At 70.8% G+C, this 23,547-nt stretch carries 22 protein-coding genes and 2 pseudogenes; 11 read left to right on the top strand and 13 right to left on the bottom strand.

The features are described from left to right. Window positions 1–167: 167 nt before the first annotated feature. Window positions 168–1,334, bottom strand: coding sequence for a xylose isomerase (xylA, locus tag ACFU5O_RS21440; protein ID WP_384242730.1), 1,167 nt, complete (start codon window positions 1,332–1,334; stop codon window positions 168–170). A 139-nt stretch (window positions 1,335–1,473) separates the two neighbouring features. Here xylA and xylB point away from each other — a divergent pair, with 139 nt between their 5' ends. The 5 genes from xylB (at window position 1,474) to ACFU5O_RS21465 (ending at window position 8,263) form a co-directional block, all read left to right on the top strand. Next, entirely contained in the window at window positions 1,474–2,919 is a 1,446-nt protein-coding gene (gene xylB, locus ACFU5O_RS21445) for a xylulokinase (protein WP_384242733.1), read from the top strand. Beyond that, window positions 2,916–4,118, top strand: a complete 1,203-nt coding sequence (locus ACFU5O_RS21450; RefSeq protein WP_384242735.1) for an ROK family protein — start codon at window positions 2,916–2,918, stop codon at window positions 4,116–4,118. Before xylB ends, ACFU5O_RS21450 begins: the two co-directional genes overlap by 4 nt. 57 nt (window positions 4,119–4,175) lie before the next feature. Further along, on the top strand, window positions 4,176–4,679 hold the full coding sequence (locus ACFU5O_RS21455) for a metallophosphoesterase family protein (protein ID WP_384242737.1): 504 nt from the start codon (window positions 4,176–4,178) through the stop codon (window positions 4,677–4,679). Window positions 4,680–4,770: 91 nt separating this feature from the next. Continuing rightward, on the top strand, window positions 4,771–6,054 hold the full coding sequence (locus ACFU5O_RS21460; RefSeq protein ID WP_384242740.1) for a GAF domain-containing protein: 1,284 nt from the start codon (window positions 4,771–4,773) through the stop codon (window positions 6,052–6,054). Window positions 6,055–6,739: 685 nt separating this feature from the next. Then, window positions 6,740–8,263, top strand: a complete 1,524-nt coding sequence (locus ACFU5O_RS21465) for an aldehyde dehydrogenase family protein (RefSeq protein WP_384242741.1) — start codon at window positions 6,740–6,742, stop codon at window positions 8,261–8,263. A gap of 79 nt (window positions 8,264–8,342) precedes the next feature. Here the strand turns inward: ACFU5O_RS21465 and ACFU5O_RS21470 are convergent, their stop codons facing one another. The 12 genes and pseudogenes from ACFU5O_RS21470 to ACFU5O_RS21525 all read right to left on the bottom strand — a co-directional run bounded on the left by ACFU5O_RS21470 (window position 8,343) and on the right by ACFU5O_RS21525 (window position 18,542). Continuing rightward, window positions 8,343–8,516 carry an integrase gene (locus ACFU5O_RS21470; RefSeq protein WP_384242743.1) on the bottom strand — a complete coding sequence of 58 codons (174 nt, stop codon included), beginning with the start codon at window positions 8,514–8,516 and terminating at the stop codon, window positions 8,343–8,345. A 146-nt stretch (window positions 8,517–8,662) separates the two neighbouring features. Then, entirely contained in the window at window positions 8,663–9,790 is a 1,128-nt protein-coding gene (locus tag ACFU5O_RS21475; protein ID WP_384242745.1) for an LLM class flavin-dependent oxidoreductase, read from the bottom strand. A gap of 13 nt (window positions 9,791–9,803) precedes the next feature. Next, entirely contained in the window at window positions 9,804–10,631 is an 828-nt protein-coding gene (locus ACFU5O_RS21480; protein WP_384242747.1) for an LLM class flavin-dependent oxidoreductase, read from the bottom strand. Next, window positions 10,534–11,418 carry a glutathione S-transferase C-terminal domain-containing protein gene (locus ACFU5O_RS21485; protein WP_384242749.1) on the bottom strand — a complete coding sequence of 295 codons (885 nt, stop codon included), beginning with the start codon at window positions 11,416–11,418 and terminating at the stop codon, window positions 10,534–10,536. The genes ACFU5O_RS21480 and ACFU5O_RS21485 overlap by 98 nt, the downstream gene beginning before the upstream one ends. A gap of 451 nt (window positions 11,419–11,869) precedes the next feature. Beyond that, window positions 11,870–13,033 (bottom strand): LLM class flavin-dependent oxidoreductase, encoded by a 1,164-nt coding sequence (locus ACFU5O_RS21490; protein WP_384242751.1) that lies wholly within the window; start codon window positions 13,031–13,033, stop codon window positions 11,870–11,872. Window positions 13,034–13,086: 53 nt separating this feature from the next. Next, entirely contained in the window at window positions 13,087–13,644 is a 558-nt protein-coding gene (gene ssuE, locus ACFU5O_RS21495) for an NADPH-dependent FMN reductase (RefSeq protein ID WP_384242754.1), read from the bottom strand. Window positions 13,645–13,721: 77 nt separating this feature from the next. Continuing rightward, the gene (locus tag ACFU5O_RS21500) at window positions 13,722–14,705 is read right to left on the bottom strand and encodes an ABC transporter substrate-binding protein (RefSeq protein WP_384242756.1); all 984 of its coding nucleotides are present in this window, start codon (window positions 14,703–14,705) and stop codon (window positions 13,722–13,724) included. A 95-nt stretch (window positions 14,706–14,800) separates the two neighbouring features. Beyond that, entirely contained in the window at window positions 14,801–15,565 is a 765-nt protein-coding gene (locus ACFU5O_RS21505) for an amino acid ABC transporter ATP-binding protein (RefSeq protein WP_384242758.1), read from the bottom strand. Further along, window positions 15,562–16,590 carry an amino acid ABC transporter permease gene (locus tag ACFU5O_RS21510; protein WP_384242760.1) on the bottom strand — a complete coding sequence of 343 codons (1,029 nt, stop codon included), beginning with the start codon at window positions 16,588–16,590 and terminating at the stop codon, window positions 15,562–15,564. Before ACFU5O_RS21510 ends, ACFU5O_RS21505 begins: the two co-directional genes overlap by 4 nt. Before the next feature lie 20 nt (window positions 16,591–16,610). Next, window positions 16,611–16,817 (bottom strand): annotated as a pseudogene (locus tag ACFU5O_RS21515) (ABC transporter substrate-binding protein); the annotation flags it as partial. A gap of 55 nt (window positions 16,818–16,872) precedes the next feature. Beyond that, a complete protein-coding gene (locus tag ACFU5O_RS21520) occupies window positions 16,873–17,406 on the bottom strand; it encodes a GNAT family N-acetyltransferase (protein WP_384242762.1) in 534 nt (177 codons plus the stop codon). Beyond that, window positions 17,403–18,542 carry an LLM class flavin-dependent oxidoreductase gene (locus ACFU5O_RS21525; protein ID WP_384242764.1) on the bottom strand — a complete coding sequence of 380 codons (1,140 nt, stop codon included), beginning with the start codon at window positions 18,540–18,542 and terminating at the stop codon, window positions 17,403–17,405. Before ACFU5O_RS21525 ends, ACFU5O_RS21520 begins: the two co-directional genes overlap by 4 nt. 723 nt (window positions 18,543–19,265) lie before the next feature. On the opposite strand from ACFU5O_RS21525, the gene ACFU5O_RS21530 reads away from it, so the two are divergent. From ACFU5O_RS21530 to ACFU5O_RS21555, 6 genes and pseudogenes are all read left to right on the top strand, one after another. Beyond that, a complete protein-coding gene (locus tag ACFU5O_RS21530; RefSeq protein WP_384242766.1) occupies window positions 19,266–20,309 on the top strand; it encodes an amino acid ABC transporter permease in 1,044 nt (347 codons plus the stop codon). Between the two features lie 358 nt (window positions 20,310–20,667). Then, a pseudogene (locus ACFU5O_RS21535) lies at window positions 20,668–20,829 on the top strand (winged helix family transcriptional regulator); the annotation flags it as partial. 13 nt (window positions 20,830–20,842) lie between these two features. Beyond that, complete coding sequence (locus tag ACFU5O_RS21540) at window positions 20,843–22,072, top strand: acyl-CoA dehydrogenase family protein (RefSeq protein WP_384242768.1); 1,230 nt, start codon at window positions 20,843–20,845, stop codon at window positions 22,070–22,072. 238 nt (window positions 22,073–22,310) lie between these two features. Next, on the top strand, window positions 22,311–22,769 hold the full coding sequence (locus ACFU5O_RS21545) for an RrF2 family transcriptional regulator (protein ID WP_384242809.1): 459 nt from the start codon (window positions 22,311–22,313) through the stop codon (window positions 22,767–22,769). 137 nt (window positions 22,770–22,906) lie between these two features. Next, window positions 22,907–23,008 (top strand): putative leader peptide, encoded by a 102-nt coding sequence (locus ACFU5O_RS21550; protein WP_384242770.1) that lies wholly within the window; start codon window positions 22,907–22,909, stop codon window positions 23,006–23,008. A gap of 196 nt (window positions 23,009–23,204) precedes the next feature. Further along, on the top strand, window positions 23,205–23,547 hold a 343-nt coding region (locus ACFU5O_RS21555), incomplete at its 3' end, for an ABC transporter substrate-binding protein (RefSeq protein ID WP_384242773.1).

The raw sequence follows: 23,547 nt of genomic DNA on the forward strand, positions 1-23,547 counted from the left end.
TGGGCTGCGTGCGACACACAGGGGAACAGGCGCCGGGGGTCACGGCCGGGGCCGGCGAACGGGACCAGTGATCGGGGCGGAATCCGCTCGTACCGGAGGCCGGGGCACCGGTGAGGCAGGACCACGGGCCCCGTCAGAACCCGACCGCCACCCGGCCGGATCCTGCGTCAGCCCCTCGCCGCCAGCAGATGGTCCATGGCCAGCTGGTCGAGCCGCTCGAAGGCCATGCCCCGCTCCGCCGCCGCGGCCACGTCGAAGTCCTCGAACGCCGACCGGTCGGCGAGCAGTGCCTCCAGTCCGTCCTCCGCCGTGGGGCGGGCGAGGTCGTCGAGGCGGGCGGCGCGCAGGGCGTCCGCGACCTCCGGGTCGGCGCGGAAGGCCGCGGCGCGCTCCTTGAGGACGAGGTAGTTGCGCATGCAGCCCGCGGCCGACGCCCACACCCCGTCCAGGTCCTCGGTACGCGGCGGCTTGAAGTCGAAGTGCCGCGGGCCTTCCCAGCCCGCGCTCTCCAGCAGGTCGACCAGCCAGAAGGCGGCCCGCAGGTCACCCGCGCCGAAGCGCAGGTCCTGGTCGTACTTGATGCCGTTCTGCCCGTTGAGGTCGATATGGAAGAGCTTTCCCGCCCAGAGGGCCTGGGCGACGGAGTGCGGGAAGTTCAGCCCGGCCATCTGCTCGTGGCCGACCTCGGGGTTGACGCCGTACAGCTCCGGGCGCTCCAGCCGCTCGATGAACGCCAGCGCGTGGCCGACGGTCGGCAGCAGGATGTCGCCGCGCGGCTCGTTCGGCTTGGGCTCGATCGCGAATCGCAGCTCGTACCCCTGTCCGGTGATGTACTCCCCCAGCAGGTCGAAGGCTTCCTTCATGCGGTCGAGCGCGGTACGGACATCCTTCGCCGCTCCCGATTCGGCGCCCTCGCGCCCTCCCCAGGCGACGTACACCCCCGCCCCGAGCTCCGCCGCGAGGTCGATGTTGCGGATGGTCTTGCGCAGCGCGTACCGCCGGACGTCCCGGTCGTTGGCGGTGAAGGCGCCGTCCTTGAAGACGGGGTGGGTGAAGAGGTTGGTGGTGGCCATCGGCACGACGACACCGGTCTCGTCGAGGGCCTGCCGGAAGCGTTTGACGTGCGCCTCGCGCTCCGCCCCGCCCGCCCCGAACGGGATGAGGTCGTCGTCGTGGAAGGTGACGCCGTACGCGCCGAGATCGGCGAGCCGCCGCACGGTCCCGGCCGGGTCGAGGGCCGGCCTGGTGGCATCGCCGAAGGGGTCCCTGCCCTGCCATCCCACGGTCCAGAGACCGAAGCTGAACCTGTCGTCGGGGGTCGGCCGATAGCTCATGAGAGGTTCCCTGCTTTCTTCCGCCGCGCATATTTCGTCATGGCCCTTAACAAATTAGTATCCGGGAGCAGCGCAGGGAAGGCGCAGTGCGGCACGCCGCCCGGCGCACTGCAACGACGGCAGGGAAACGGAGAGTCCGATGGGTGCACCCGAGGGGCCGCTCGTCGTCGGCGTCGACAGTTCCACCCAGTCGACGAAGGCGCTGGTCGTCGATGTCGCGACGGGCCGGGTCGTGGCGAGCGGACAGGCTCCGCACACGGTCATGGGCGAGGACGGCGCCCGTGAGAGCGATCCGGAGAACTGGTGGACCGCCCTGGGTGACGCGCTGCGCCAGTGCGGTGCACCGGCCCGGCGAGCCGCGGCCGTGTCCGTGGCCGGGCAGCAGCACGGGCTCGTCACGCTCGACGGCCGAGGCCGGCCGGTACGTCCGGCGATGCTGTGGAACGACGTACGGTCGGCGGCGCAGAGCGAGCGCCTGATCGAGCGCCTGGGCGGCCCGAAGGCGTGGGCCGAGCGCACCGGAAGCGTGCCGGGCCCTGCTTTCACGGTCACCAAGTGGGCGTGGCTGCGTGAGCATGAACCGGAGGCCGCGGCTGCCGCGCGCGCGGTGCGGCTCCCGCACGACTTCCTCACCGAGCGGCTGACCGGCCGCGCCGTCACGGACCGTTCCGACGTCTCGGGCACGGGCTGGTGGACGCCCGCGACCGGGGCGTACGACGTGCAGATCCTCGGGGACGCAGGACTCTCCCCCGCGTTGCTGCCGGAGGTGGTGGACCCGTTCGAGGCGGCGGGGACGGTGCGTGAACTGCCCGGTCTGCCGCTTCCGGCGGGTGCGCTGGTGGCACCGGGCGCCGGGGACAACGCGGCCGCAGCCCTCGGCCTCGGACTCGCCGCCGGGCAGCCGGTCATGAGCCTCGGTACCTCGGGCACGGTCTACACGACCTCCTCGCATCGGTCGGCCGACCCGACCGGGACCGTGGCCGGATTCGCCGACGCCCGTGGCCGCTGGCTGCCGCTCGCCTGCACGCTGAACTGCACGCAGGCCGTCGACCGGGTCGCCGAGCTGCTCGGCCGCGACCGGGAGGCGGTGGAGCCGGGCGGCCGGGAGGTGCTGCTGCCGTTCCTCGACGGCGAGCGCACTCCCCCACTCCCCTGTGCGTCAGGGCTGTTGTACGGACTCCGGCACGACACAACACCGGGGAAGCTGCTGCAGGCGGCGTACGACGGCGCCGTGTACGCGCTGCTGGACGCCCTCGGCAGAGTGTCGGCCGGGGGACCCGGACAGGACGCCCCACTGCTGCTCATCGGAGGCGGCGCCCAGGGGGCTGCCTGGCGCGAGACGGTCCGAAGGCTCTCCGGGCGAGTGGTGCGCGTACCTGCCGCCCGCGAACTCGTCGCTCTCGGTGCCGCCGCCCAGGCCGCGGGGGTGCTCACCGGCGAGGACCCGGCACGGATCGCCCGGCGCTGGGGCACGGCGGACGGTCCCACGTACGATCCGGTCCCCGTGGACCGTGCCGCACTGGACCGGATCGGCTCCGTCCTGGCCGACGGCGGGGCACTGCTGCGCAAGGAGGACCGGCCATGACCCCACCGCCCGCTGCCGACACACCGTGGGGAGTGCCCAACACCCAGCAGGGCATACGCAGGCGCAATCTGTCGCTCGTCCTGCACGCAGTGGCCGCCGAGGGACCGCTCTCCCGCGCGGCCGTCGCCGGCCGGATCGGGCTGACCAGGGCCGCGGTCTCGTCCCTCGTCGACGAACTGGCCGCCGCCGGGCTGCTGGTGGAGCTCGGCCGTGAGCAGTCCGGCACCGTCGGACGCCCCGGCAGTGCGCTCGCCCTGAACGGCCGCGGCCCCGTCGGTATCGGTGCCGAGGTCGGAGTCGACCACCTTGCCGTCGCCGCGGTGGACCTGCGCGGAAAGGTGCGGGCCCGGGCGACGAGCGGCGCCGACAACCGCGGCCGTCCGCCCGAACCTGTTCTCAAGGAACTCGCCGCACTCGTACGCCAGGTCACCGACGCCGTACGCGGCGAAGGGCTGCGCCCCGCCGGGGTCGCGGTCGCGGTACCCGGGCTGGTGGCCCGGGACACCCACACCGTCGTCCGCGCCCCCAACCTGGACTGGTGGGACGTCGATCTGGGCGCATGCCTTCCCTACGGGCCGCGGCTCACGGTCGACAACGAGGCCAACCTCGGGGCCCTCGCCGAGTTGTGGATCGGAGGGGACCCGGCGCCCCAGGACTTCGTCCATGTCTCGGCGGAGATCGGCATCGGGGCGGCCGTGGTCGTCGACGGCCGGCTGCTGCGCGGAGCGCACGGGTACGCGGGCGAACTGGGCCATGTCCCCGTGCGTCCGGAGGGGCCCCTGTGCGCCTGCGGGGGCCGCGGCTGTCTGGAGCAGTACGCCGGCGAGGAAGCGGTCCTGAGGGCCGCCGGGCTCGGCACCACCGACCGGCCGATCGAGCTCCTCGCCGAGCGCGCCGGAGCCGGGGACCGCGAAGTGCGCCGTGCGCTGCGCGGCGCGGGAGCGGCGCTGGGGATCGCGCTGGCCGGGGCGGTCAATCTCCTCGACCCGCGGGCCGTGGTCCTGGGCGGCGCCCTTTCACGGCTCTCGCCGTGGCTGCTGCCGTCCCTGGAACGGGAACTGACGCGTCGCACGGCGGAACCCGCACGTCCGGCGCTGACGGTGTCCCGGCTGGGTTCCGAGGGCCCGTTGCTGGGCGCGGCGCATTCGGTGGTACGTGCGGTGCTGGACGATCCTGTCTCGTACGCGGCGACCTCCTGACCGAGGCCCGGAGAACGCGTACGTCGCCGCGGCGACCGACACGAGCGGAGGCGGCCGGTGCGGCTGTTGCTGACGTCCGACACTCATGTGCCCAAACGTGCCCGGCAACTGCCGGACCAGCTCCTCACGGAGATCGAACAGGCCGACGCCGTGGTCCACGCGGGCGACTGGGTGGACGAGGCGACGCTTGATCTGTTCGAGGCACGGGCCCGGCGGCTCATCGGTGTCTTCGGGAACAACGACGGCCCCGCACTGAGGGCCCGGCTGCCCGAGGTGGCACGCGCCGAACTCGGCGGCCTGCGCTTCGGCGTCGTCCATGAGACGGGGCCCGCACAGGGCCGTGAGCGCCGGTGCGCCGAACGATTCCCCGACCTGGACGTGCTGGTCTTCGGCCACAGCCACATCCCCTGGGACACCACCACGGCGGGTGGCCCCCGGCTGCTCAACCCGGGTTCGCCGACGGACAGACGGCGTCAGCCGTACTGCACGTACATGACCGCGGTGGTCTCACAGGGTCAGTTGACGGAGGTGCGTCTGCACCGGTTGCCGCCCAGGGCGTAACACCACGGACGGCCGGTTCCCGAGGCTTGTCGGGTCCCGGGTGGGGGACGACGATGGCCCTGCGGGAGAAGTCACCGACCGGGAGGCCGAGTTGACCGACGCTTGGGTGGCACTGCAGGCGGAGAACGATCCGGCGCGGCGCGTGAGCGAGCTGCGGCGGGCGTACGAGCGGTTCGCGACGGCGGGCAGCGTGGAGCGGACCGTACGGCCGGTCGTGGCCGAGTCCTGGCGGCGGTGCGCACGCGCGCATGTCGCCCCGGAGGGTGCCGCGGCCGTGGAACTCGGCGACGACGAACTGGGTGTGTACCGGGACGGACATCCGCTGTCACGCGTCATGCCGGTCATCCGGGAACTCATGGGCGTGTACGCCGTCGACGGCGAGCATCTCGTCGCGGTGTGCGACGCCCAGGCGCGACTGCTGTGGGTCGAGGGGCATCCGGACGCGCGCAGGCGTGCCGGGCGGATGAACTTCGTGGAAGGTGCGCGCTGGGCCGAGTCGGTGGCCGGGACCAATGCGCCGGGGACGGCGATCGCGGTCGACCGTCCGGTCCAGGTGTTCGCCGCCGAGCACTTCCGGCGGCCGGTGCAGGAGTGGACCTGCGCGGCGGCCCCGGTCCACGATCCCCGAAGCGGCCGGCTGCTGGGCGCGGTGGACATCACGGGCGGCGACCGGCTGGCCCATCCGCACAGTCTCGCGTTCGTGGGAGCGGTGGCCCGGGCCGCCGAGTCGCACCTTGCGCTGCTGGCACCGCCGTCGGCGCGCCATGCCGTGCAGCTGACGGCCCTCGGCCGGGACGAGGCGCTGCTCGTCACGGACGACCGCAAGCTGCGGCTGAGCCGCCGCCACAGCGAGATCCTGGTCCTGCTCGCCCACCACCCGGAGGGGCTGAGCGGCGACGAACTGCTCCTGGAGCTGTACGAGGACGAACATGTCACCCCGGTCACGCTGCGCGCCGAACTGTCCCGGTTGCGCGCCCTGCTCGGGCCGCGGCTGCTGCTGTCCCGTCCGTACCGGCTGGCCGGGCCGCCGGACACCGACTTCGACACGGTGGCCCGGCGGCTGGCCTCGGGTGCGGTCGCGGCGGCACTCGGCGGGTACCCCGGTCCGCTGCTGCCGGGTTCGCGGGCGCCCGGTGTCGGGCGCCTCAGACACCGGTTGGCGGACCAGCTGCGGGCAGCGCTGATCACGCGCGCAGATCCAGGGCTGCTGTCGGACTGGGCGTACAGCCCGTGGGGCGAGGACGACCTTCCGGTGTGGCAGGCGCTCGCCTCCGCACTGCCGAAGGGCCGACGGGCTGCCGCTCAGGCCCGGGCCGGCGCGCTGGACGCGGAGTACGGTGCCGCCGGGGCGCCCCGGTGGTCCCCGGCGTCCTGAGCCGCCTCAGGCGTCCGGGGTGAGCCCGCGCACCGGCCGTGGGGAAGGCACGATGCGATGGCGAGTCAGGCGCCGACGCCTCACGGGCCGTCCCCCGCGACGAGCCGGGACACCGGCCGACGTGCCAGGCGGCGAAGGTGGGCGTTGCTCCGTCGGGCCCGGCGGCGGGGCGGAGGCCGAGGTCGTCGACCCGAGCGTCGTCCGACACCGGCGCGGGCGGGCGCGTAACGGCCGGGAGGGCCTCTCCGCCGAGTAGTCGAGCGGTCTCGTCCCCGCCGGTGCGACGGCTCCTTCGTCACCCTCACCCCCGACCGGTACGACCGCCTCACCGAGGTCAGCGCCGTGTCTCTCGGCGTCCCGCACGAGGCGATCGCCGGCGTCCGCGACGTCGTGCAGGGCGCAGACGCCTCCCGCGTCACCGGGCCCGTCGTACCGGTGGCCCGAGCCGCACGCCCCCACCGTCGGCAGCGCTCCCGGGAGGCACAGCACACCGCACGCGCGACGGACTGGTCCCAGGCAGCGCGCGTGACGACTGCGCGTGACGGCCCCGGATCCGGCGGATCCGTCTTCCCGCGGCCGAGGCAAGCGGCCCGGGCCGCAACGCGGTTGCAACGTCCCGCTTCCTAGGTTCGGCGCCGAAACGCCGTCCGACGGCGGACGGCGGCAATTCCGGGAGGCCTCCGAGATGACTCGTTTCGCCGCGCCTGGCACCAAGGGCGCGATCGTCACCTACGCGTCCCGCTACGACCACTGGATAGGCGGCGAGTACGTCGCGCCCGCCCGCGGCCAGTATTTCGACAACCCGAGCCCCGTCAACGGGCAGCCGTTCACCGAGGTCGCCCGCGGCACCGCGGAGGACGTGGAGCGCGCCTTGGACGCCGCGCATGCGGCCGCCCCCGCCTGGGGGCGTACCGCTCCCGAGGCCCGGGCGAACATTTTGCTGAGGATCGCCGACCGGATGGAGTCGCGTCTGGAGGAGCTCGCGGTCGCGGAGAGCTGGGAGAACGGCAAGCCGGTGCGGGAGACGCTCGCCGCCGACATCCCGCTGGCCATCGACCACTTCCGCTACTTCGCGGGGGTTCTGCGTGCCCAGGAGGGCTCGCTCAGCGAGATCGACGACAACACGGTGGCGTACCACTTCCATGAGCCGCTCGGTGTCGTCGCGCAGATCATCCCGTGGAACTTCCCGATCCTGATGGCGGTCTGGAAGCTGGCGCCGGCACTGGCCGCCGGAAACGCGGTCGTACTGAAGCCCGCCGAGCAGACCCCGGCCTCCATCCACTTCTGGATGAGCCTGGTCGCCGATCTGCTGCCGCCGGGGGTCGTGAACATCGTCAACGGCTTCGGTGTGGAGGCGGGCAGGCCGCTCGCCTCCAGCCCACGGGTCGCGAAGATCGCGTTCACCGGTGAGACCACGACGGGGCGGCTGATCATGCAGTACGCCTCGGAGAACATCAAGCCGGTGACGCTGGAGCTGGGCGGCAAGTCGCCGAACATCTTCTTCGACGACATCTGGGCCGCGGACGACGAGCTGCGCGACAAGGCTCTGGAGGGCTTCACCATGTTCGCCCTGAACCAGGGCGAGGTGTGCACGTGTCCGTCACGGGCACTGATCCAGCGCGGGCATTACAGCGAGTTCCTTGACGCCGCCATCACCCGCACCGAGGCGATCGTGCCCGGGCACCCGCTGGACACGGACACGATGATCGGCGCACAGGCCTCCAACGACCAGTTGCAGAAGATCCTTTCCTATCTGGACATCGGGCAGCAGGAGGGCGCGAAGATTCTGACGGGCGGTCAGCGCATCGAGTACGGCGATGAGCTGGCGGGCGGTTACTACGTCCAGCCCACGATCTTCGAGGGCGACAACCGGATGCGGATCTTCCAGGAGGAGATCTTCGGTCCGGTCGTCACGGTGACGTCGTTCTCGGACTTCGACGACGCCATCAAGACGGCGAACGACACGCTGTACGGCCTGGGGGCCGGCGTCTGGACCCGGGACATCGGTCAGGCGTACCGCGCCGGACGGGCCATCCAGGCGGGCCGCGTCTGGACGAACTGCTACCACTTGTATCCGGCGCACGCTGCCTTCGGTGGCTACAAGCAGTCCGGAATCGGCCGCGAGACCCACAAGATGATGCTCGACCACTACCAGCAGACGAAGAACCTGCTGGTGTCGTACTCGCCGCAGAAGCTGGGCTTCTTCTAGAGGCACGCGAAGAGGCGCCTGACCCGGGCGTTCGCCCGTCAGGCGCCTTCCGCTCGACCCGCCCGGAACTGGGCCTGGCCTACGTCGTACCTCCCGGTTCCTCCCGCAGCCGTCCCGCTCCTGACCAGCGCTCAGGGACCGGCTCGATGAGGCGGTTGGCCTGCTCCCGGACTCCGTCCAAGAACTTGGCGTAGTGGCGGAAGAGGACCTCGATGTTCTGTCCCGCGCGGCGAGCGCATTCGGCCGGGTCCACACCGGAGTGTGGTACGCCGGTTTCATGGCCGACGACGGGTGTGCTGCCCGAGGTCGTGGCTTGCGGCCGCCGGGTCGGAGTGCCTGATCACCAACTGGCGGGACCGAGACGGCCGTGCGGCATTCAGGAGCCGGACCGGGACCGGCTCATCGGCGTTGCCACTCTTCCGCGAGAAGTCGGTAGGAACGCACCCGGTCGGCGTGCCTGTGGGTGATGGTGGTGATGATCAGCTCGTCCGCGCCGGTGGCCTCCTGCAGTTGCTCGAGCTGGTCGGCGACGCGTCCCGGAGAGCCGACGAACTGGGTGTCGACCCGGTCGGCGACCAGTGCCCGGTCCGCCTCGGTCCAGGCATGGGCGCGGGCCTGCTCCGGGGTCGGGAAGGCAATGGCGCCCTCGGCGGTGCGGATGCTGCGGACCCACAGGCCGTAGCCGGTGGCCAGTTCGCGGGCGGTCTCGTCGTCCTCGGCGACGACGACATCGGCGGAGACGCTGACGTAAGGCTTGTCGAGGTGATCGGACGGCTGGAACGCGGCGCGATAGCCCTCGGCCGCCTCCAGTACGGTGGCCGGGCTGACATGGTAATTGGCGGCGAAGCGCAAGCCGTTCCGGCCTGCGACGTCGGCGCTCCGGCCGCCGCTGCTGCCGAGGATCCATACCTGCACCTCGGCACCCTCGCCGGGGACAGCATGCGCTTCGATCCCGTCCGCCGAGCGGTAGTCGCCGCGCAGAAGCGCGAGTATGTCGTCGACCTGTTCGCCGTAGTCCTGAGGGCCGGCGCCGGGCTGATGCAGCAGCTGCTGCTGAAGGAGGAAACGGGGCGATCCGATCAGATGCTCGAAGGAGAAACGTGGCGGGAGCTTCAGCCCGTTGGGGGCGCGTCCGTCGACGACCGGGGTCGTGGTCGGTCGTGGCCCTGCCGTCCGTCCGGGGGGACGTCCGCCCGAGCGGCCGAGGCCCAGGTCGAGTCGACCGGGGTGCAGGGCGTCGATCAGCCCGAACTCCTCGACGGTGGACAGGGCGGTGCGGTGACCGAGCTGTACGGCCCCGGATCCGATCCTGATCGTGGAGGTCGCGGAGGCGGTCAGGGCCAGCACGACTGCGGGAGAGGTCCCTGCCACCCCTGGGTTGAGGTGGTGCTCGGCGAACCAGTAGCGGGTGTAGCCGAATCGCTCGGTCTGCCGGGCGAGATCGATGGTGTTGCGCAGCGCCTCGGCGGCGGTGGAGCCGGACGAGATCGGGACGAGGTCGAGGGCCCCGAGAGGGATGCCGGACATGTTCGGGTGCTCCTCAGCGGTCAGTGGGCGCGGATGCGGATGCGGATGGCGATACGGGCTCGGGCTCGGGCGCCGCAAGGACCGGGGCCCAGGGGAACGGTGGGTCGGGGATGTCACGTCGTAGAACGGGGGCGATGTCGGACTGGAAGAGTTCGAGCGAGGCACGGTGCTGGGCGTGGGTGAGCCCGCCTGCGTCGGCGTGCAGGTGGAGCACGCTGTGTCCGAACTGCTCGTGATAGCGGTGCACCTTGTCGATCACCTGCTGAGGACTGCCGATCAGCGCCGAGCTGCGCTCGACGAAATCTTCCAGGGTGGCGAACACCGGCTCGACGCCCAGCCGTTTCTGGAACGCCAGACGGCCCTCGAACACCGGGCGGTACGCGGCGAGCGCTTCCTGCGAGGTGCGGGCCGCGTAGTAGCCGGCCGTCCCCGCGCCCACGACGGCCCGAGCGGGGTCGTGACCGTAGTGCTCCCACCGCCCCCGGTAGTAGCGCATGAGTTCCGCGTACGGCTCGATCGGGTGGGTGACGTTGGCCGAGAAGAGCGGATCTCCGTAGCGGGCGGCCAGATCGACGGACTCCTGGCTGGTCGCGCTGCCGTGCCAGACCCGAGGCGACATCACCGTCACCTCCACTCCTCCGGCCTCGGACCGCACCGGCTTCTCCGCGCCGACACCTCGATATCGCTCACCACTGCGCGACTGCACCTCCTCTTGCGCACGACCACCGCCCATGTACGCGCGCTCAGCCGGGCTGGACAGCGGCTGCGTCCGGGATGTGGGCCGCCCAGTCCAGGATCTGTACCGCCGCCCCTGCGGCCTCCAGCCCTTGGCAGTGGGCATGATGCCTGCGGGCGATGCCGTCCAGGTCGAGGTGCGGGCCGAAGGCGGGATGGGCGGCGAGTCGCCGCGCATAGGCCCACAGGTACGGATGGTCGGCGATACGGTGCACCGCGGCGGCATCCAGGTGCCAGCGGTGCACGGTGTCCAGCTGCACCAGGGTCACCCACAACTGCACGTCGGCGGCGCTGATTTCGTCGCCCAGGATGCAGTCCTGGGAGGCGAGTCGCCACTCCAGTGTGCCCAGTGCGCGAAGCAGGGAGCCGAGGGCGGTGTGGCGCTCCGTGGCGTCGGTGCCGGCCCGCCCGGCGTGCTGTGCGGCTTCGTCGATGCCGTACTCGCAGAGGCGTCCGACGGCGTCGATCTCCGCCTCCGCGCCGTGCGGGTACAACGTGCGCCGGTCGGGGCCGTCACCGCCGAAGTACTGGTCCAGGTCACGCAGTATGTGCGGGGTGTGCGTGCTGACGATCCGCCCCGTCCAGCCGTCGCTCAGCACCGGTGCCACGGCGGGTCCGGGATACCGGTGCGAACTGGCCTCGTACAGTGGGCGCAGTGCGGAGTGTCCACCGTCGGGCCCGTCGGGTACGGCCTGCAGCAGAACCACCGCGAGGATGCCGTCGAGGCCGAGCAGGCTGTGTGTGACGGCGATGCGCAGACAGTGGGGGCAGGAGAGCGAGAGGTGGAGGCGGTAGCGGCGCGCAGAGGCGTCGTAGCCGCTGCTGGCGTCCGGGCCGATCCTGCCCCGGAACGACGGCAGGTACGGCAGGGTGGTCCAAGGTGCGGCGGGCATGGCTCTCCCTGATGTGGAGGCAGGTTCCGAGAGGTGCGGCGGGCTGCGTGCGGAGGATGACGGGCGCGCTGTGGCATCGGCGCGTACCCGTACGCAGCGGGGACGAAGTGCCGGTGGGCGCGGCCGGTTCAGCGCAGAAGGCTCGCCGCGCTGCAGACACGCAGGAGATCGATGTGGCGGCGGGAGGTCAGGAGGAGGGACGCCCGACCCGTGCGTACGGCACGGTCGGCGGACGACTCCGGACGCTCCATGGTTTCCTACCTGTCCACTGGGGATCCTGCTCTGGAGTGTCGGGCGGCCTTCGTGCCCCGTCAAGGGGGCCTTCCCGCATCTCGTCAGGTGTCTCACATGATGAGAGAAGGACACTGAGCCGCCCGGTCCACCCTTCAGGGATCGCACCTCGCGCGGGGACGTCCCGTTCCCAAGGGCGCCCATACCCGGGGGACGAGGGTCATCGCGGATTCCGGGAACCGGCGAAGGGGACCTGCCCCACAGGCCCGGCGGCCGCGTCGGCCTGCGTGGGGCGGGACCACAGCCCCTGGGCGGCGAGGCGCGGCAGGACGTTCTCACCGAACCAGTAGGCCTCCTCCAAGTGGGGGTAACCGGACAGCACGAACTCGTCGATGCCGAGCCGGTGATACGCGGCGATCCGTTCCGCGACCTCGGTGTGGCTGCCGACCAGTGCGGTGCCCGCTCCGCCGCGCACCAGACCGATGCCGGCCCACAGGTTGGGGTGGATCTCCAGGCCGTCCCGCCCGCCGCCGTGCAGGGCGAGCATGCGCTTCTGTCCTTCGGACTCGCTGCGGGCCAGCCCGGCCTGTACGGCGGCGACCGTCTCGGGGTCGAAGCCGTCGAGCAGCCGCTGGGCCTCGGCCCAGGCCTGCTCGGAGGTGTCACGTGTGATGACATGGAGGCGGATTCCGAAGCGGATGTTGCGCCCCTCCTTCTGGGCCAGGGCCCGGATCCACGCGATCTTCTCGGCGACCGCGGCGGGCGGCTCGCCCCAGGTGAGACAGACGTCCGCGTGGCGGGCGGCGACACCGCCCGCTGCAGGCGAGGAACCACCGAAGTAGATCTCCGGCAGCGGGTCGGGCACCCTGGCGAGCCGTGCGTCCTCGACCTGGAGATGCTCGCCCACCAGGTCGACGGTCCGGCCGTCCCACAGGGCGCGGACGACCTGAAGGAACTCGTCCGTACGGGCGTAGCGGGCGTCCTTGTCGAGGAAGTCTCCGTAGGCGCGCTGCTCGTGGCTCTCCCCTCCCGTGACCACGTTCAGCAGGAGACGGCCGCCGGTGTGCGTCTGGAAGGTGGAGGCCATCTGCGCGGCGAGCGTGGGCGAGACGAAGCCTGGCCTGAAAGCGACCAGGAATTTCAGCCGCTCGGTGTTCTGGCTGAGCATGGCGGTGGTCAGCCAGGCGTCCTCGCACCAGGCACCTGTGGGGGTCAGCGCACCGGTGAACCCGAGGTCCTCGGCGGCGCGGGCGATCTGGCTGAGGTAGCTGATGCTCGGCGGCCGGTCACCGGCGGCCGCGGTGACCGGGGTGCCGTGGCCACCCCCGACGACATGCCGGCTGTCGCCGTTGGTGGGCAGGAACCAGTGGAAGCTGAGGCTCACGGAGGCTCACGCCTTTCGCTCGTCGTCGGCGGTCGTGGTCGCGGTCACGGTGCTCATCCGGTGGCTGCCAGCAGGGCCCTACGGCTGCCGAGGGCGTCGGAGAACTGGTCGATGACCTGTGCGAGGCCCTCGGCCGGGCCCGGTGCGACGGTCAGGGTGCCGTCCTCACCCACGGCGATGTCCTTGTCGAGGGTGAACCAGCCCTGGACGATGTGCGCGGCGCCCATGGAACTGAGCACCGGGCGCAGGGCGTAGTCGATCGCCAGGACGTGCGCAACGGTCCCCCCGGTCGCCAGGGGAAGCACCGTCTTGCCGGCCAGGCCGTACTGCGGCAGCAGGTCCAGCAGGGACTTCAGCAGCCCGGAGTAGGCGGCCTTGTAGACGGGTGTGCCGATCACGACCCCGTCGGCGCGGTCGAACAGCTCGGTCGCCTCGACGATCGCCGGGTGCCGGAAGTCGGCGCCGAGCAGGGCCTCGGCGGGGATGGTGCGGACGTCCAGCGGGATCACCTCGTGCCCCTGGGCCGCGAGCCTGGTGTCCAGGTGGCGCAGCAGCCGGGCGGTACGAGAGGAGGCGGAGGGGCTTCCGGAGACGGACAGGACGGTGGCCATGGCGGACCCTTCGGGAGAGCGTGAGTTTCGTGGGACCGGTGCGACGCCGAGCGCTCGGGCTCGGCACCCTGCGAGGTCTACTTGTTGGTCTTGGGCAGGCCGGACGGGTTGATCTCGGACTTGGCCACGGCCTCCGCGGACAGCCCCCAGCGCGCCAGCACCTCGGCGTACGTGCCGTTCTCTACGACCTCGTTGAGCGCGTCGGCGAGCGGCTTGACGAGTCCGCCGTCCTTCTTCGTCGTGGCCGCGATGAGGCCCTGGAGGGTGGCGCCCGCACCGGAGTACGTGCCGACCACCTCCGTCTTCCCGGTGGTGGCCGCGTGGTAGGAGGCAGTCGGGTTGGGGCCGAGATAGAGGTCGAGCCGGCCGGACTGGAGGGCGAGGTAGGTGTCGCTGTCGTTCTGGTAGTACTTGATGTCCACCGGCTTCCGGCCGGCCTTCTCGTTCTCCTTGCTCCACTCCACGAGCAGCTTCTCCTGGTTGGTGCCGCTGCCCACGGCGACGGTCCTGCCCGCCACGTCCTCGGGCCCGGTGACCTCCAGACCGCTGCCCTTCTTCGCCTCGAAGCCCAGGTTGTCCTCGCGATATGTGGCGAAGTCGTACTTCTCCTTGCGCTCCTCGGTGACGGTGATGTTGCTGATGCCGACGTCGTACTTGGCACTGTCGAGGCCGACGAAGATGTTCTCCCAGGAGACTGTGTTGATGTGCAGCTCGAGGCCGAGCACGTCGGCGACGAGGTGGGCGATGTCGGGCTCGACGCCGATGACGGTCTTGTTGTCGGTGGCGAAGAAGGTCAACGGCGCGGCGGAGCCGGACGAGGAGACGAGTTCCAGGGTTCCTCTCTTGCGGATCTTCTCCGGGACCTGGGTCGCTATGGAGTCGACCTTGTCGGTGGTGATGCGGTCCTGGTCCGGGCTCAGGTTGATCTTCGTGCGAGCGCCGGTCCTGTCCGCGACCTCGGTGGTTCCGCCGTCCGAGGGGTTGGCGCAGGCGGCGAGGACGAGAGCGGCGGCGGCTCCCAGCGCGACTGCGGTGGTGCGGCGGGCGAGGTTGGTGGACACGGTCGGACTCCTTGCGTGGGTGTGCGAAACGCGGGTGAGGGGGCTGGGTGGTCGCAGGACCCCGGGCCAAAGCCCGGCATCCAGGAGCCGCGGTCTCAGAGGACCTTGGAGAGGAACGCCCGGGTACGGTCGTGCTGCGGGTCGTCCAGTACGGCCGCGGGCGGGCCCTGCTCCACGACGACGCCGCCGTCCATGAACACCACGGTGTCGGCGACCTCGCGGGCGAAGCCGATCTCGTGGGTCACGACGATCATGGTGGTTCCGGTGCGGGCCAGGTCCTTGATGACGTCGAGGACTTCGCCGACCAGCTCCGGGTCGAGCGCGGAGGTGGGCTCGTCGAAGAGCAGCACCTTGGGTTCGAGGGCGAGTGCGCGGGCGATGGCGACGCGCTGCTGCTGGCCGCCGGACAGCTGCCGCGGATAGGCGTCGGTCTTGTCGGCGAGTCCCACCCGGTCCAGCAGCTGGCGGGCGGTCTCCTCCGCCTCCTTGCGCGAGCGGCGCTGCGCGGAGACCGGTGCCTCGACGAGGTTCTCCAGCACGGTCAGGTGCGGGAAGAGGTTGAAGTTCTGGAAGACGAACCCGATGTGCGTGCGCTGCTTCAGGACCTCCTTCTCCTTCAGCTCGTACAGCTTGCCGCCGGAGGGGCGGTAGCCGATGAGCCGGCCGTCGATGCTGATCCAGCCGCGGTTGACCTTCTCCAGGTGGTTGATGGTGCGCAGCAGCGTGGACTTACCGGAGCCGGACGGCCCGAGGATCACGGTGACCTCACCGGCGTGGACCCGGAGGTCGACGCCGCGCAGCACCTCCAGCGGGCCGAAGCTCTTGTGCACACCGTGGACGTCCACCATCACCTTGCTCATCGGCTGCCTCCCGCAGGTCCCAGGGGTATGACGGGCTGGTTGCGCTGCGCCGCCGCGGAACGCAGGGTGCGGACGAAACGACGGACGCGCTGGAGTGGGGTGGGCGGCGGGTTGCGGTTGGCGCCTCGGGCGAAGTGCCGCTCCACGTAGTACTGCGCGACCGACAGCAGGGACGTGAGGACCACGTACCAGGCAGTGGCGACCAGCAGCAGCGGGATCACCCGGCCGTTGCGGCCGTAGATCACCTGCACCTGGTAGAACAGCTCGCCGATCGCCATGACGTAGACCACCGAGGTGCCCTTGAGGAGGCCGACGATCTCGTTGCCGGCCGTGGGCAGGATGGCGCGCATGGCCTGCGGGAGCACGATGCGCCGGATCTGCCGCAGCCGGGGGATGCCGAGCGCCGCGGCGGCCTCCAGCTGCCCGTGGTCGACGGAGATGACGCCGCCTCTGACGATCTCGGCGGCGTACGCGGCCTGGTGCAGCGACAGTCCGATCAGCGCGGCTCCGATCGTCCCGATCAGGCTGTTGCTGTCGACGGACCAGAACACCGGGCCGAAGGGGATACCGACGCCCAGCTCCTCGTACAGCGCGCTCAGATTGAACCAGAACACCAGCTGGACGATCATCGGGATGGACCGGAAGATCCAGATGTACGTCCAGGCCACGGTCTGCAGGACCGGGCTGTGCGACAGCCGCATGAAGGCCAGCACCGTGCCGAGGAGGAAGCCCAGCACGGTCGCGTAGGCGGTGAGCTGGAGTGTGACGCCCACTGCCTGGACGATCGTCTCGGACAGGATGTAGTCCCGGAAGACGCCCCACTCCCAGACGGGGTTGGTGGCCAGGCCGTGCACGAACTGGGCGACGAGCACGGTCACGGCGACAGCCGCCGCCCATCGGGCGTAGTGCCGGGCAGGTACGACCTTGAGCGACGCCGGGTCGTCGAGGGCGGGCGGGACTTCGGGGCCGGTGCCCAGGGGGGCCCGGCCGGGTGGCGCGGCGGCGGAGCCGGTGGTGAGTGCCATCGTGGGTTCCTGCTCACTGGTTACGTGTGCTCGGGCGGGTTGATCCGCGATGTGTCGATCGCGGAGGCGCTGGTGCCCCATTTCCTGAGGATCCGGGCGTACGAGCCGTCCTCGATCAGCTCGTTGACGGCGGCCTGGAACGCCTTGGGGAGCGAGGAACCCTTCTTGAAGGCGAAGCCGACGTCGAGGCGGTGGTACTCACCGAGGAACGTGGTCTGCGACGCGGGGGCAGCAGGGCGACAGCGGCGGCGATGCGCGGACGGGTCCTGATCCCGTGGAGACTCACTGATCGGCTGCCTTTCCGGTACGCGTTCCGTCCGGAAGGTGCTTCTCGAAGGGCAGCGGACCGATGGTTTCCGGGTGGGCCTCCGTGTCGAACAGCGGGCTGTAACCGGTGGCCAGGTACAGGCCACGAGCCTCGGACTGGCGGGGCCCGGTGGTCAGGTAGATCCGCCGGTAGCCGCGGTTGCCCGCCTCGCGCTCCAACTCGGCGACGACGCGCCGGGCCAGGCCGCGCCGGCGGTGGGCGGAGTGGGTCCAGATCCGCTTGAGCTCCGCCGTGGTCTCGTCGTAGCGGCGGAAGGCTCCGCCCGCGACGGGCTCGCCGTGTTCGAGGAGCAGCAGCAGGACACCGCCGTACAGCGCGGTGAACTCCCCATCGGGGTAGCGGGCGAGTTCGGCGTGGGCGTCACCGCCGTAGCGGGCCGTGTACTCGTCGCCGAGTTCGCGCAGCAGCGGCTCCACCCGTGGGTCGGCCACCGTGGCATGGACGACCGTCAATTCGGCCGGTGGCGGTGGTTGGGCGACGGAAGTCATCCAGTCACCGCCGCGAGGGTCTGTGTGCTGCGGGCCGCCCGCTCGGCGTCGCGCTTGGCGACCTCCTCGCGGACGATCGGGATCACGTACCGGCCGAAGTCGATCGCGTCGCCCAGCAGGTCGTAGCCGCGGGCGGACAGGATGTCCACGCCGAGGTCGTAGTAGTCGAGCAGCGCCTGGGCGACCGTCTCCGGTGTGCCGACCAAGGCATTGGAATTGCCCGCGCCGCCCGTGGCGGCGGCGGTGGGGGTCCACAGCGCCCGGTCGTAGCGCTCCCCCGCCTCGGCGATGGCGACGAGCCTCTGCGACCCGGCGTTCTGAGGTGTTGCAGCCTGCCCGTTGTGCCCCTTGGTGACCAGCTCGCCGTAGGACCTGCGGGCCTTGATGGCCCCCACGGTGCGATGCGCCCTCTCCCAGGCCAACTCCTCGGTCGGAGCGATGATCGGGCGGAACGCCACCTGGATGCGCGGGACGTCGGTACGTCCGGCGGCGGCCGCCGCAGCCTTCACCGCCTCGATCTGTTCTGCGGTCTTCGCCAGGGGCTCGCCCCAGAGGCAGTAGATGTCGGCCTCGGCTCCCCCCGCCACGTACGCCGCCGGTGAGGAGCCGCCGAATGAGACGTCCGGACGGGGCTGCTGGACGGGGAACACGTCGCTGACGAAGTCGCGGAAGCGGTAGTGCTCGCCCTCATGGTCGAAGGGCTCACGGGTCGTCCAGATCTTCTTGACGATCCCGATGTACTCACGGGTGCGGGCGTAGCGCTCGTCCTTGGTGAGGGTGTCTCCCTCGCGGCCCTGCTCGTGGTCGTTGCCGCCGGTGATGAAATGCACCGTCAGCCGCCCCTCGCTGATCCGGTCGAGGGTGGCGAACGTCTTGGCGGCGAAGGTGGGGTACGAGACGTTGGGCCGGTGGGCGAGCAGGATCTGCAGGCGGTCCAGCCTGCTCGCGATGTACGCGGCGGCCGGCGCGGGGTCCGGCGATCCGGATCCGTAGGCGAACAGCACACGGTCCCAGCCGTGGTCCTCGTGAGCCCGGGCGAGCCGGAGCGTGTACTTCTTGTCGAAGGCGGCACCGGAGCGCGGGGTCGTCTCTGACCCGTTGTTGGTCGCGGCGATGCCAAGAAACTCCACAGGCATGGGAGGTGGCCTTTCCTCAGGTCTTCCGGGGCCGTGGGCAGCACGCGGGCAGGACGGAGCAGCCCGTGGTGAAGCCGGGGGCGACGGCGCTTCAGGATGAGGGGAACGGAGGGGGAAACGGCGTTGAACAGGGCGTGGAAACAGGTGTGATGACGCCGGGTGTACGTGTCACGGGCGACTGGGGCGGCAGCTCGTGTCCGGGCTCGCAGGACCGTCCCCTACGCCACGGCGCCGGCGCATGCCCGGCGCGTGGGTACGAGGGTGCTACGAGGGCGCTACGAGGAGAGAATTCGGCCCACGACGGGGATACCGAGGGAGGGAAGGGCCGACCGGCCAGCCCGCTGCCGAGTCAGGCGCAACACGCTGCGGACCACACCCGACCGAAGTCGATGTGGTCACGGGTGACCAGGCGCTGCTCGGCATTCATGCGACTAATTGAGCAGTACATCAGGCTTCTCGTCAACCACGGCTCGGATGCCGGAACGGCGTTGAACGCTTCCCGTGCCTGGTTGACACCTGCGCTCATGAGACACATACGTTCGGGGCCGGACCGGGTCCGCCCCTCGCGACAGCTTCTCCGGCCGCGTTGAGGGACGCGGCGACCTGTGATGACGCCGACACCCGGCCGCTGCACCGTACCCACGCCGTGCTCGCGCGGATTCCGTACGTGTGCCGCCGGGTGGTCACCCGACGTCCGCGACTCCCTCTCTGGAGAGCCTCCCGATGGTCCCGCCTTCCGGCGTCACCGCTTCTTCTGCCCCGGCCTCCGCGCCCTTCCCGCTGTCAGGACGAACGAAAGCCTCCGACCACGACCCCGGCCACGACCCCGATGGCGATCTGCCGCGGATCGTGCCGCGCCGGCACATGACCCGCTGGTTGACTGCCGCCACCGCGCTGCTGGTCTTCGCGATGGTGGTCAACTCCGTCGTCCGCAACCGTGCCTTCCAGTGGGACGTGGTCGGCCGGTACTTCACCACCGGTGCCGTGCTCGACGGGCTGCTGCTGACGCTGTGGCTGACCGGTGCGGTGATGGTGCTGGGCTTCCTGCTCGGCGTCCCGCTGGCCGTGATGCGTCTGTCCGCCAACCCGGTGCTGCGCACGCTGAGTTGGGGATACGTGTGGGTCTTCCGCTCCACGCCGCTGCTGGTGCAGCTGCTGTTCTGGTTCAACATCGGTGCCCTGTACCCGACGCTCGGCTTCGGCGTACCCTTCGGCCCGCAGTTCGTCACCGTCCAAACGGTGAACCTGCTCGGCCCCACCCTCACCGCCGTCATCGGACTGACCCTGCACGAAGCCGCCTACGCCACAGAGGTGGTGCGCGGCGGCATCCTCTCGGTGGATGCCGGCCAGACGGAGGCGGCCGAGGCTCTCGGCATCGGCAGACGGCGCTCCTTGCGCCGGATCGTCATTCCGCAGGCGGTGCGGTCCATCGTGCCGGCCGCGGGCAACATGCTGATCGGCACCCTGAAGGGCACCAGCATCGTCAGCGTGCTGGCCGTACACGACCTGCTGTACTCGGTGCAGTTGGTCTACAACCAGACCTACCAGGTCATCCCGCTGCTGATGGTCGCCACCCTCTGGTACATCGCCGTCACAACCGTCCTCAGCGCGGGACAGTCCTACGTCGAGCGCCACTACGCACGCGGCGCGGCCCGCGAACTGCCGCCCACCCCTCTGAAGAGACTCAGGCTCCAACTGGCCGCTCTGCGTGCCCGGCTGCATGCGGCCACAGTGTCCGACGCCCGCCTGCCCGGCGGTCGGCGGTGAGCGGTGACCACGTCTCCGGCCGTCCTCGTCGTCATCGGCGCGGGGTCCGCACGCCACGCACCGGAGCAGGGCGCCAGGGCCGGCAACGACGTTGAACCGCAGGCGCCTGGGAGGTACGGATCCGGACACCTGTGGGCGGACTGATCAGCCAAGCTTCCCTATATTTCCTATCGACTTACTAGGAAAGCATTGACGCGGCTGAGCACGACGCGCAGGATGATGTGCATGTCCCACACGCAGCAGCGACTCGTTCGTCGTCGGCATGTCGACTTTGGTCACGTCGCCAGTGCCGCCTGCTGTCGTATGTGAGGAGTACGGCTCACGCGTTGCGCGCGCCGCTCCACCTTTCCTTGACGACCACGTCGGTGACGGCCGCACCGTCGATGCCCACATCGCACGCCTGCGCAGCGAGCTGGGCAAGGCTCAACGGCACCGGATCGTCCCCGTACGGCGCGTGGGTCGCAAGTACGAGTCCGTCCGGCAGGAGCATCCGGGTACCGCACCCTGTGATCGGCCTTGAGGAGACCTGCCCCATGGGCGTTGCCCCTGCACCGTCGGATGCCGTTCCGTCGTCTTCCCGAACCGGCCCCGGCCCCGCGCACTGGCTGCGTGTGGCCCGCGAGACGGCGGACGACCTGGCCACGGATGCGGTGGCCCGGGACCAGGCGGGCAAGGTCCCGTTCGACGAGGTGTCCCGGCTGCGTGAGTCCGGCCTGCTGACGCTGCTGATCCCGGCCGAGCTCGGTGGAGGGGGCGCCGACTGGCGCACGGCCTACGCCGTCCTGCGGAGGGTCGCAGCGGCGGACGGCGCGATCGGTCAACTGCTCGGCTGTCACTACCACCTGTCGTGGAGCGCCGCGTTCCTCACCGGGTCCGCCCGTGCCGAGCGCGTCCAGCGGGAGTCCGCGGCCGGGCTGTGGTGCTGGGGTGGCGGTGTCGCCCGTCAGGAACCGCCCCTGACGCTGGCCGAGACCGGCGACGGACATGTCCTGAACGGCCGGCAGAGCTATGTCACCGGCGTGCTGGTCGCCGACCGCCTCGCCGTGCGGGCCGTGCACGCCGACACCGGCGAACCACTCGCCGTCGCCGTCGATCCCGACCGTCACGGCGTGGTGATCGACGGCGACGTCGACACCTTCGGCCAGCGGCTGGCGGCCGGCGGCAGCGTGGAGTGCGACGCCGTGCCGGTCGCTGCCGACGACGTACTCGGTTCCCTGTCCGCGGATGAGGACGTCCTCTCACCCTCGACTGCTCTGACCTCGCCGGTCGGGCGCCTCGTCTCCGTCCAGCTCTGTCTCGGCATGGCCGAGGGGATCCTCTCCGAAGCCCGTGAGTACAGCAGGGCGGGAACCTCTTCCTGGCACCCGGCCGGCCCGGTCTGCTCACCCCAGGATCCGCACGTACTGACCGCCTACGGGGAGCTCACGGTGGTCACCCGCTCCGCGGCCGCACTCACCGATCAGGCGGTCGAAGCCCTGCACGTCGGGCTGGCGCGCGGCGAAGACCTCACCTACGACGAGTACGCGGAGATCTCCGTCCTCGTGGCCGTGGCCGAAGCCGCCGCCTCCAGAGCCGTGCAGGAATGCACATCCCGCGCGCTGGACATCATCGGCGCCCGCTCCGCGTCCTCGCAGTTGGGCTTCGACCGCTTCTGGCGCAATGCGCGCACCCACACCTTGTACGCGCCCGTCGTCCACCGACTCCGCGACGTCGGGGACTACTTCCTGAACGGGGCGCACCCCCCGTTCGTCCTCCCCGTCTGATCCGAGGGCCGGGCCCCACCGCGCAATGAGCGCAACCGCATCACCCAGCACCACGCCCCCGACGACCACGGCGACGTGCCGCGCCTGCTGCACCGGGTGGGTGACCGTCGCGGCCGACGTCCCTGCCGGTGTCGACGGCACCCTCGGTCACGTCATCGAGGGTGACGACGTCACCCGCTGCACCCCCGCCTCGGCCCCCACGACGCACGCCACCGGCCCTGTACGGGATAATGTGCGCATGCGGATCTCAGCAAGGGCGGACTACGCGGTACGTGCCGCACTGCAGCTCGCCTCGTCACGGGATGAGGTGCCGCTGAAGGCCGAGGCCATCGCCGACGCCCAGGACATCCCGCACAAGTTCCTCGAAAGCATCCTGAACGACATGCGCCGGGGCGGTCTCGTCCTCAGCCAGCGCGGCGGCAACGGCGGCTACCGGCTGGCCAAGCCTGCCAAGTCCATCACCATTGCCGACGTCATACGAGTCGTGGACGGACCGCTGGTCTCGGTACGCGGCGTCCGCCCCCCGGACCTTTCGTACACCGGCCCCGCCCAGTCGCTGCTCCCGCTGTGGATCGCACTGCGCTCCAACGTGCGCGAGATCCTGGAGGGTGTGACGGTCGCCGACGTCGCGTCGGCCAACCTGCCCGCCGACGTCTCCGCACTGGCCCACTCCCCCGGCGCCTGGACCAATCCCTGATCCACCCGGCCACCAGCGCGTTCTCGCCAGGCGAGACGCAGTCGTCCACCATATGAACGCCCTCTTGGGGCAAGTAGCGCCCTCTGCCACTATGCCTACCAACCAGGTGGGAAAACTAGGGATTCGGGGAGGTGGCCGTGCGAACGCTGAACCACGCGGGCCGTTTGCTTCCCCTCCTCACCACCCGTCGGCACATCGACCTGGGCCGTACGTCCAGCGCCATCTGTCAGTCCGTCTGACACGCCGTCCACAGGACCTGGCTCCGCAGGCAGAGCACCGCTGCGCTCCCTGCCACCCACCCTCCGTCGAACTGTCGACCGGGCGGGCCCCTTCGGCCGGCCACGCCGCCTCGCATCGCCATGACCGCGTGCCTTCGGGCGCGGTCTCCCGTCTTCCGTACCTCCCTGATCTCCCATCCCTTGAGAGGACACCTCCGTGTCTGCCGCAAGACCGCTCGCCACCCTGCGCACCGTCGCCGTCATAGCCGCGCTCCCACTCCTGCTGACTGCCTGCGGCTACGGTTCCGAGTCCACTGACGACGACAAGAAGTCCGAGGTGGCGGCCAAGGGCGAGAAGCTCTCCGCCGACACGGTGAAGATCGGCTACTTCCCCAACCTGACGCACGCCACCGCTCTGGTCGGCGTCCAGGAGGGCCTGATCGCCAAGGAACTGGGCGGCACCAAGCTCACCACCCAGACCTTCAACGCCGGCCCCTCCGAGATCGAGGCCCTCAACGGCGGTGCGATCGACATCGGCTTCATCGGCCCGTCGCCCTCCA

It is taken from the genome of Streptomyces sp. NPDC057445, assembly GCF_042802855.1.
GTDB lineage: Bacteria > Actinomycetota > Actinomycetes > Streptomycetales > Streptomycetaceae > Streptomyces.